A 9,653-nucleotide genomic window follows, 5' to 3' on the forward strand; every position below is an offset into this window, starting at 1 on the left:
ACATCAGTCATAATCTTAATCAATCGATTGATTAAGATCAGAGTCGTGCCATGAATACACCCACCATGACAACCAAAGGTGAACAGGCGAAGAACCAGCTCATTGCCGCCGCATTGGCGCAATTCGGTGAGTATGGTCTGCACGCCACGACGCGCGATATCGCTGCACAGGCCGGGCAAAACATTGCGGCTATCACCTACTATTTTGGCTCAAAAGAGGATTTATATCTCGCCTGCGCCCAGTGGATTGCGGATTTTATCGGTGCACAGTTTCGCCCGCACGCTGAAGAGGCCGAGCGTTTATTCGCCCAGCCTGAGCCGGACCGTGGCGCGATGCGCGAACTGATCCTGCGCGCCTGCAAAAATATGATCATGCTGTTAACTCAGGACGACACCGTTAACCTGAGCAAATTTATCTCGCGCGAACAGCTTTCCCCCACCGCGGCTTATCAACTGGTGCACGACCAGGTTATCAATCCGCTACATACACATCTGACGCGCCTGATTGCCGCCTATACGGGCGGAGATGCCAATGATACCCAAATGATTCTGCACACCCACGCCATACTCGGCGAGGTGCTGGCTTTTCGTCTGGGGAAAGAAACCATTCTGTTGCGTACAGGCTGGTCACAATTTGATGAGGATAAAACCGCGCTGATTGACCAAACGATCACCTGTCACATCGATCTTATTCTGCAAGGTTTAACGCAAAGGAGTCTGGAGTCATGAAAAAACCTGTCGTTCTCGGGCTGGTTATCGCGGCCCTCGTTGCCGTGATTGCCGGTGGAACGTGGTGGTATCAGAGTCGGCAAGATAACGGCCTGACGCTATACGGCAATGTCGATATCCGTAGCGTCAACCTGAGTTTTCGTGTCGGCGGCAGGCTGGCCTCGCTGGCGGTTGACGAAGGCGATGCGATTACCGCCGGTCAGGTGCTGGGTGAACTGGACCGCGCACCGTATGAAAACGCATTGATGCAGGCAAAAGCCAACGTTGCCGCCGCACAGGCACAATACGATCTGATGCTGGCAGGGTATCGCGAAGAAGAGATCGCGCAAACCGCGGCGGCAGTCAAACAGGCGCAGGCCGCCTATGATTACGCGCAGAACTTTTACAATCGGCAGGTCGGATTGTGGAAAAGCCGCACCATTTCAGCCAACGATCTGGAAAACGCCCGTTCATCTCGCGATCAGGCGTTAGCTTCGCTGAAATCCGCACAGGATAAACTCACGCAATATCGCAGCGGTAATCGTGTGCAGGACATCGAGCAGGCAAAAGCCACGCTCGAACAAGCTCAGGCCGAGCTGGCACAGGCAGAGCTGAATTTGCATGACACCACGCTGACCTCGCCGTCTGACGGCACGCTTCTCACCCGTGCAGTTGAACCCGGCAGCATGCTGAACGAAGGGGGCACGGTACTGACGCTGTCGCTCACGCGTCCGGTTTGGGTTCGTGCTTACGTTGACGAACGAAATCTGAGCCAGGCGCAGCCAGGACGTGAGATCCTGCTTTATACCGATGGCCGCCCGGACAAACCGTATCACGGCAAAATCGGCTTCGTTTCTCCTACCGCCGAATTTACCCCGAAAACGGTCGAGACTCCTGACCTGCGTACCGACCTGGTTTATCGCCTGCGAATTGTGGTGACCGACGCGGACGATGCGCTGCGTCAGGGAATGCCGGTAACGATAAAGTTTGGCGATGAGGCACGGCATGAATGACGCCGTCATTACGCTTAAAGGGCTGACGAAAAACTTTGCCGGAATGGAAAAACCGGCCGTCGCCCCGCTCGACTGTACCGTTCATGCAGGCTACGTGACCGGGCTTGTCGGGCCGGACGGCGCGGGCAAAACTACGTTGATGCGAATGCTGGCGGGATTATTAAAACCTGATGCCGGAAGTGCTGAAGTGATTGGTTTTGACCCCATCAAAGACGACAGCGCACTACATGCGGTGCTGGGCTATATGCCGCAGAAATTTGGTCTGTACGAAGATTTAACCGTCATGGAGAACCTCAATCTCTATGCCGACTTACGCAGCGTCACCGGTGAAGCGCGAGAAAAAACCTTTGCCCGACTCCTGGAATTCACCTCGCTGGGACCATTTACCGGACGACTGGCTGGCAAGCTTTCCGGTGGCATGAAACAGAAGCTCGGGCTTGCCTGTACGCTGGTTGGCGAACCTAAAGTGTTGCTGCTGGATGAGCCAGGCGTGGGTGTCGACCCTATTTCCCGTCGCGAACTGTGGCAAATGGTCCACGAGCTGGCCGGGGACGGCATGCTGATCCTCTGGAGTACGTCGTATCTGGATGAAGCAGAGCAATGCCGTGATGTGCTGCTGATGAACGAAGGTGAACTGTTATACCAGGGCGATCCCACCCAGCTTACGCAAACCATGGCGGGTCGCAGCTTCCTGATGAGTAGTCCGCAGGAAAACAACCGCCGACTGCTGCAACGCGCGTTAAAGCTGCCGCTGGTCAGCGACGGAATGATTCAGGGGAAATCCGTCCGTTTAATCCTGAAAAAAGAGGCTACGGCTCAGCAGATCCAAAACGCTGACGGCATGCCGGAGATAACCATCAACGAAACAGCCCCCCGCTTCGAAGATGCCTTTATCGATTTACTCGGCGGAGCCGGAACATCGGAGTCCCCACTGGGCGCTATCCTGCATACCGTGGAAGGCACGCCAGGCGAAACGGTGATCGAAGCCAAAGCGCTGACTAAGAAATTTGGCGATTTTGCCGCTACCGACCACGTAGACTTTGCCGTGCAGCGCGGCGAGATTTTTGGTCTGTTAGGACCCAACGGCGCTGGCAAATCCACCACCTTTAAAATGATGTGCGGCCTGCTGGTCCCCACTTCCGGCAAAGCGCTGGTGCTGGATATGGACCTGAAAGTCAGCTCCGGTAAAGCGCGTCAGCATCTGGGCTATATGGCGCAGAAATTCTCCCTGTACGGTAACCTGACGGTTGAACAGAATCTGCGCTTTTTCTCCGGCGTCTACGGCCTGCGCGGTCGGGCGCAGAAAGAGAAAATCGATCGTATGAGCGAGGCATTTGGCCTGAAGAGTATCGCATCCCACGCCACCGATGAACTGCCGCTGGGATTTAAGCAGCGTCTGGCGCTGGCCTGCTCGCTGATGCATGAACCCGACATTCTGTTCCTTGATGAACCCACTTCCGGGGTCGATCCCCTCACCCGTCGTGAGTTCTGGTTGCATATCAATAGCATGGTGGAAAAAGGCGTCACGGTGATGGTGACCACCCACTTTATGGATGAGGCAGAATACTGCGATCGCATCGGGCTGGTGTATCGCGGCAAACTGATTGCCAGCGGTACGCCAGACGACCTGAAGGCTCAGGCTGCCGACAGCGACACGCCGGACCCGACCATGGAACAGGCGTTCATCACGCTAATCAATGACTGGGATAAGGAGCATACGCATGAGTAACTCCGCTCTCTCCTGGCGTCGCGTCCGCGCGCTGTGCGTGAAAGAGACGCGCCAGATCGTCCGCGATCCCAGCAGTTGGCTGATTGCTGTGGTGATCCCGCTGCTGCTGCTGTTTATCTTCGGCTATGGGATCAACCTCGACTCCAGCAAGCTGCGGGTAGGGATTTTGCTCGAACAGCAGAGTGAAGAGGCGCTGGATTTTACCCATACCATGACCGGTTCGCCGTATATTGACGCCACCATCAGCGATAATCGCCAGGAACTGATTGAGAAAATGCAGGCCGGGCGCATTCGCGGTCTGGTGGTGATCCCAGTGGATTTTGCCCAGCAGATGGCGCGACCTAACGATGTCGCCCCGATCCAGGTGATCACCGACGGCAGCGAACCGAATACCGCCAACTTTGTGCAGGGTTATGTCGAAGGCATCTGGCAAATCTGGCAGCAACAGCGGGCAGAAGATCGTGGGGAATCGTTCAAACCTTTGATCGACGTACAAACCCGCTACTGGTTTAACCCGGCGGCCATCAGCCAGCACTTTATTATTCCCGGAGCGGTAACCATCATCATGACGGTGATTGGCGCCATCCTCACCTCATTAGTGGTGGCGCGCGAATGGGAGCGCGGCACCATGGAAGCGCTGCTGTCGACAGAAGTCACCCGCGTCGAACTCCTACTGTGCAAACTGATCCCGTATTACTTTCTGGGCATGCTGGCGATGCTGCTGTGTATGCTGGTGTCGGTGTTTATTCTTGGCGTGCCCTACCGCGGCTCGTTGCTGATCCTGTTTTTCATTACCAGCCTGTTTCTGCTCAGTACACTCGGTATGGGGTTGCTTATTTCCACCATCACCCGCAACCAGTTTAACGCCGCGCAGGTCGCTCTGAACGCCGCCTTCCTGCCCTCGATTATGCTGTCGGGTTTTATCTTCCAGATAGACAGCATGCCCGCGATCATCCGGGCGGTAACCTACATTATTCCGGCACGTTATTTCGTCAGTACCCTGCAAAGCCTGTTTCTGGCGGGAAATATTCCGGTGGTGCTGATTATCAACGTGCTGTTTTTAATCGCTTCGGCGGTGATGTTTATCGGCCTGACGTGGCTTAAAACCAAACGTCGGCTGGATTAAATTCGTGTATGGATAATTGTAGCCGTAGGCCGGATAAGGCGTTCACGTCGCCATCCGGCATTATGCCTGATGCGCTTAGCTTATCAGGCCTACAAACTGGACTGAGAGGACAGGCATGTTTCATCGCTTATGGACATTAATTCGCAAAGAGCTGCAATCGCTGTTACGCGAACCGCAGACGCGAGCCATTCTGATTTTACCGGTGCTGATTCAGGTTATCCTGTTCCCGTTCGCGGCAACGCTGGAAGTCACCAACGCCACTATCGCTATCTATAACGAAGACAACGGTAAACATTCGGTTGAGCTAACCCAGCGCTTCGCCCGCGCCAGCGCCTTTACGCATGTTCTGCTGTTGAAAAGCCCGCAGGAGATCCAGCCCACCATCGACACGCAAAAAGCCCTGCTGTTGGTGCGTTTCCCGGCCAATTTTTCGCGTAATCTGGATACCTTCCAGCAGGCTCCCATGCAGATTATCCTCGACGGACGTAACTCCAACAGCGCGCAAATTGCCGCGAATTACCTGCAACAAATCGTTAAGGAGTATCAGCAGGAGCTGATGGACGGCAAGCCGAAACCGAACAACAGCGAGCTGGTGGTGCGTAACTGGTATAACCCGAATCTGGATTACAAATGGTTTGTGGTTCCGTCGCTGATCGCCATGATCACCACCATCGGCGTAATGATCGTCACCTCGCTCTCGGTTGCCCGCGAGCGCGAGCAAGGCACACTGGATCAACTGCTGGTTTCCCCGCTTACCACCTGGCAGATTTTTATCGGTAAAGCTGTGCCCGCGCTAATTGTGGCTACTTTTCAGGCCACCATTGTGCTGGCGATCGGCATCTGGGCTTATCACATCCCGTTTGCCGGTTCATTGGGGCTGTTCTATTTCACAATGGTGATTTACGGGCTGTCGCTGGTCGGCTTTGGTCTGCTGATTTCGTCATTGTGCGCCACCCAGCAGCAGGCGTTTATCGGGGTGTTTGTGTTTATGATGCCGGCGATTTTACTCTCGGGCTATGTCTCACCGGTAGAAAACATGCCGGTCTGGTTGCAGAATCTGACGTGGATAAACCCGATCCGCCATTTTACGGACATCACGAAACAGATTTACCTGAAAGATGCGAGTCTGCAGATTGTCTGGGGAAGCTTGTGGCCGCTGTTAGTGATAGCGGCCACGACCGGATCAGCGGCGTATGCGATGTTTAGACGCAAGGTTATGTAGCTTTTTGTCTTTCGCCAGCAGCGAGACCACGGCGGGTCCGGCAAGGATGACCAGCCCCGCCAGTGCCAGCAAAACGTTGTTTTGCAGCACGCGTGACAGCAGCCACAGCACAATCATTGCGGCACCGAAATACCACGTCGTGGTCAACTCTTCCAGCACATCAGCCACGTCGCGCCAGCGCTGTTCGTGGTGACGTTGCAATGCAAGCATCAATAAAACGGTAACGCCGTACACGACGCACAATCCCAGGCCGACATGCACCAGTCTGCCGCTCATCCAGCCCATTAGCAGCAACGCCACTACCAGTAAATGCAACACTATCTGCCAGCAACTTAGACCCGTTGCGACACGAACACGTTGTTGCCACCTCATGGCTATTCTCCTGAAGGATTTTCGACTAATTGTTCAGAGTACCGGACTTTACGGAAAATTCCGCAACACCGCATCTTTTTGTGACGACGACTACACTATTTTATTTAGGAAGTGACGCCATCGGGAGGCTCATGAGCGGATCGGGAGTTCAATTTTCATTCAATGTGCTCACCATTAATACTCACAAAGGGTTCACCGCCTTCAACCGGCGTTTTATTTTGCCTGAGCTACGGGAAGCCGTCAGAACCGTCGGCGCAGACATTGTGTGTCTGCAGGAAGTCATGGGGGCGCACGAAGCGCATTCGCTGCACATTGAGAACTGGCCGGATACCAGCCACTACGAATTTCTGGCGGACACGATGTGGAGCGATTTCGCCTACGGGCGTAACGCCGTGTACCCGCAGGGACATCACGGTAATGCAGTGCTGTCGCGGTATCCCATTGAGCATTATGAAAATCGTGATGTGTCAGTCGGTGCGAGTGAAAAGCGCGGAGTCCTTTACTGCCGCATCGTACCGCCAATGCTCTCCCTCCCCATTCATGTGATGTGTGTGCATCTCGGCCTACGTGAAGCTCACCGCCAGGCTCAGCTCTCGATGCTGGCAGACTGGGTTAACGCCCTGCCCAACGCGGAGCCCGTGGTGATTGCTGGAGATTTTAACGACTGGCGGCAAACGGCCAATCGCCCGTTGAAAGCCAAAGCTGGGCTTGACGAGATTTTTACCCGCGCCCACGGTCGCCCGGCGCGAACGTTTCCGGTGCAGTTTCCCCTGCTGCGCCTGGACAGGATCTATGTGAAAAACGCGAATGCCAGTACCCCAACGACGCTTGCGCTGCGTCACTGGCGACATTTGTCCGATCATGCCCCTCTGAGTGCGGAGATTCATTTATGAAATATGGCTGGCGTGAAGGCAATCAAATTCAACTGCTGGAAAACGGCGATCAATTCTACCCCGCCGTATTTGACGCCATTGAGCAGGCACAGCAAAAAATTATCCTTGAGACTTTTATCTGGTTTGAAGATGCGGTAGGAAAACAGCTGCATGCCGCGTTGCTCGAAGCCGCCCGACGAGGAATCAAAGCAGAGGTGCTGCTGGATGGCTACGGCTCGCCGGATCTGAGCGACAGTTTTGTTGAAGAGCTGACCGTAGCCGGTGTTGTTTTCCGCTACTACGATCCGCGTCCGCGTCTTTTTGGAATGCGCACCAATCTCTTTCGCCGTATGCATCGAAAAATAGTGGTCATTGATGACCGTGTTGCCTTTGTCGGCGGCATCAATTACTCCGCTGAACATATGTCGGATTACGGCCCGGAGGCCAAGCAGGATTACGCCGTGCGCGTTGAAGGTCCAGTCGTTGCTGACATTCTGAACTTTGTACTGGAAAACCTGCCCGGGCAAAGCGCCGTACGACGCTGGTGGCGACGTCATCACCGGGCAATTGACAATCATCGCCCCGGAGAAGCGCAGGCGCTGTTCGTCTGGCGCGATAACGAAGAGCATCGCGATGATATTGAACGCCACTATCTTAAAATGCTGACCCAGGCCCGACGGGAAGTGATCATTGCCAATGCCTATTTCTTTCCCGGTTATCGCCTGCTGCATGCCCTGCGTAAAGCAGCACGACGCGGCGTTCGGGTAAAACTCATTGTGCAGGGTGAACCGGATATGCCGATTGTGAAAGTGGGTGCCCGCCTACTGTACAACTATCTGGTTAAAGGTGGCGTCCATGTCTACGAATACCGCCGTAAACCTCTGCATGGCAAAGTGGCGCTGATGGACGATCACTGGGCGACGGTGGGCTCCAGCAATCTTGATCCGCTGAGCCTGTCGCTGAATCTGGAAGCGAATCTGATTATTCATGACCGCACGTTTAACCAGACCCTGCGCGACAACCTGAACCCTATTATTGCGCAGGACTGCAAACGGGTTGATGAATCCATGCTGCCAAAACGCACCTGGTGGAACCTGACTAAGAGCGTGCTGGCCTTCCACTTTTTACGCCACTTCCCGGCGCTGGTCGGCTGGCTTCCGGCGCATACCCCGCACCTGGCCGAGGTAGAGCCGCCCGCGCAGCCCGCTCTGGAAACTCAGGACCGTATACAAACTGAGGATGCAGGAGGGAAAACCTGATGGCAAAAAACCACCGACGCTGGCGGTCAGTGAAAAAGATCCTCACATGGCTTTTTTTTATTGCGGTGATCGTATTGCTGGTCGTTTATGCCAGCAAGGTCAACTGGCAGGAAGTGTGGACGGTAATCCGCGATTATAATCGGATTGCCCTGCTCAGTGCCGTGGGGTTGGTGATCGTCAGTTATTTACTTTACGGCTGTTATGACCTGCTCGGGCGCTACTACTGTGGGCACAAGCTGGCAAAACGCCAGGTCATGCTGGTGTCGTTTATCTGTTACGCGTTCAACCTGACGTTAAGCACCTGGGTGGGCGGTATTGGGATGCGATATCGGCTCTACTCGCGTCTCGGGTTGCCGGGGGGCACAATAACGCGGATTTTTTCGCTGAGCATTACCACTAACTGGCTGGGCTATATTCTGCTGGGCGGTTTTATATTTACCTTCGGCGTCGTCGAACTGCCCGCTCACTGGTATATCGATGAAGGCACATTGCGCATTTTAGGCATAGCGCTGCTACTGATTATTGTTGTTTATCTGTGGTTTTGCACCTTCGCTAAACATCGTCACATCACCATCAAGGGCCAAAAGCTGGTGCTCCCCTCCTGGAAATTTGCCCTCGCGCAGATGGCGATATCCGGGACTAACTGGATGGTTATGGGGGCTATTATCTGGTTGTTGCTGGGTCAGAATATTAACTATTTCTTCGTGCTTGGCGTGCTGCTGGTAAGCAGTATTGCCGGGGTTATTGTGCATATTCCGGCGGGGATCGGCGTGCTGGAGGCGGTGTTTATGGCGCTGCTGGCGGGAGAGAATACGTCTCAGGGCACGATCATTGCTGCCCTGCTCGCGTATCGCGTGCTGTACTATTTTATTCCGCTACTGCTGGCGCTGATGTGTTATTTGCTGTTGGAGAGTCGGGCGAAAAAGCTGCGGGTAAAAAACGAGAAGGCGATGGCGAAATGATGGTGCTTATAGTGCCGGATGCGGCTTAACGCCTTATCCGGCCTACTTTCGATACACAACTGTAGATACTGTTATCGCCTGCAAGCCTTTTCAGGTTCCGCGGTTACGGATAGCAGGCACGACCAGTCACAGCGCCGTCAGGCGCTGTTTTTTCCTGATTCATCTTCCCTTCAGGCTGTTATCACCCCATGTCTCGACGCATCGAACGGCTCACCTGATTTCAGTACACCGTAAGACACATGCGCCAGCTTGCGCATCATTGCGCCTATTATCACTTTCCCTTTTTTACCGTTTCCTGCCAGACGGTCGCGGAACGCCCGCCCCCATTCCGTTTTACTTATTGCCACCATCGCTGGCATGTACAGAGCCCTGCGCAGGGATACATGGCCGC

The 9,653-nt window shown here is 54.5% G+C and carries 9 protein-coding genes and 1 pseudogene; 8 read left to right on the forward strand and 2 right to left on the reverse strand.

From position 1 onward, the window contains the following. Positions 1-50 precede the first annotated feature (50 nt). The 5 genes from cecR to OGY17_RS16645 all read left to right on the forward strand — a co-directional run bounded on the left by cecR (position 51) and on the right by OGY17_RS16645 (position 5,797). Positions 51-728 carry a transcriptional regulator CecR gene (gene cecR, locus OGY17_RS16625; RefSeq protein WP_003831550.1) on the forward strand — a complete coding sequence of 226 codons (678 nt, stop codon included), beginning with the start codon at positions 51-53 and terminating at the stop codon, positions 726-728. Next, a complete protein-coding gene (gene hlyD / locus OGY17_RS16630; RefSeq protein ID WP_008784196.1) occupies positions 725-1,720 on the forward strand; it encodes a secretion protein HlyD in 996 nt (331 codons plus the stop codon). The genes cecR and hlyD overlap by 4 nt, the downstream gene beginning before the upstream one ends. Continuing rightward, positions 1,713-3,449 (forward strand): ATP-binding cassette domain-containing protein, encoded by a 1,737-nt coding sequence (locus tag OGY17_RS16635; RefSeq protein WP_060682507.1) that lies wholly within the window; start codon positions 1,713-1,715, stop codon positions 3,447-3,449. The genes hlyD and OGY17_RS16635 overlap by 8 nt, the downstream gene beginning before the upstream one ends. After that, positions 3,442-4,575 (forward strand): ABC transporter permease, encoded by a 1,134-nt coding sequence (locus OGY17_RS16640; protein ID WP_003831545.1) that lies wholly within the window; start codon positions 3,442-3,444, stop codon positions 4,573-4,575. Before OGY17_RS16635 ends, OGY17_RS16640 begins: the two co-directional genes overlap by 8 nt. Before the next feature lie 115 nt (positions 4,576-4,690). Next, a complete protein-coding gene (locus OGY17_RS16645) occupies positions 4,691-5,797 on the forward strand; it encodes an ABC transporter permease (RefSeq protein WP_008784194.1) in 1,107 nt (368 codons plus the stop codon). Here OGY17_RS16645 and OGY17_RS16650 read toward each other — a convergent pair. After that, positions 5,759-6,169, reverse strand: a complete 411-nt coding sequence (locus OGY17_RS16650; RefSeq protein WP_286607828.1) for a YbhQ family protein — start codon at positions 6,167-6,169, stop codon at positions 5,759-5,761. The genes OGY17_RS16645 and OGY17_RS16650 overlap by 39 nt on opposite strands. A gap of 131 nt (positions 6,170-6,300) precedes the next feature. Here OGY17_RS16650 and OGY17_RS16655 point away from each other — a divergent pair, with 131 nt between their 5' ends. Genes OGY17_RS16655 through OGY17_RS16665 form a run of 3 tightly spaced genes read left to right on the forward strand, consistent with a single transcriptional unit; the run spans position 6,301 to position 9,262 of the window. Beyond that, on the forward strand, positions 6,301-7,062 hold the full coding sequence (locus OGY17_RS16655) for an endonuclease/exonuclease/phosphatase family protein (protein ID WP_100272730.1): 762 nt from the start codon (positions 6,301-6,303) through the stop codon (positions 7,060-7,062). Further along, positions 7,059-8,300, forward strand: a complete 1,242-nt coding sequence (gene clsB / locus OGY17_RS16660) for a cardiolipin synthase ClsB (protein ID WP_032942766.1) — start codon at positions 7,059-7,061, stop codon at positions 8,298-8,300. The genes OGY17_RS16655 and clsB overlap by 4 nt, the downstream gene beginning before the upstream one ends. Next, positions 8,300-9,262, forward strand: coding sequence for a lysylphosphatidylglycerol synthase domain-containing protein (locus OGY17_RS16665; protein ID WP_218659430.1), 963 nt, complete (start codon positions 8,300-8,302; stop codon positions 9,260-9,262). The genes clsB and OGY17_RS16665 overlap by 1 nt, the downstream gene beginning before the upstream one ends. Positions 9,263-9,432: 170 nt before the next feature. Here the strand turns inward: OGY17_RS16665 and OGY17_RS16670 are convergent. Further along, positions 9,433-9,653: pseudogene (locus tag OGY17_RS16670) on the reverse strand (IS110 family transposase); the annotation flags it as partial.

The sequence above is a fragment of the Citrobacter sp. Cpo126 genome (assembly GCF_030332445.1).
Lineage (GTDB): Bacteria > Pseudomonadota > Gammaproteobacteria > Enterobacterales > Enterobacteriaceae > Citrobacter > Citrobacter portucalensis.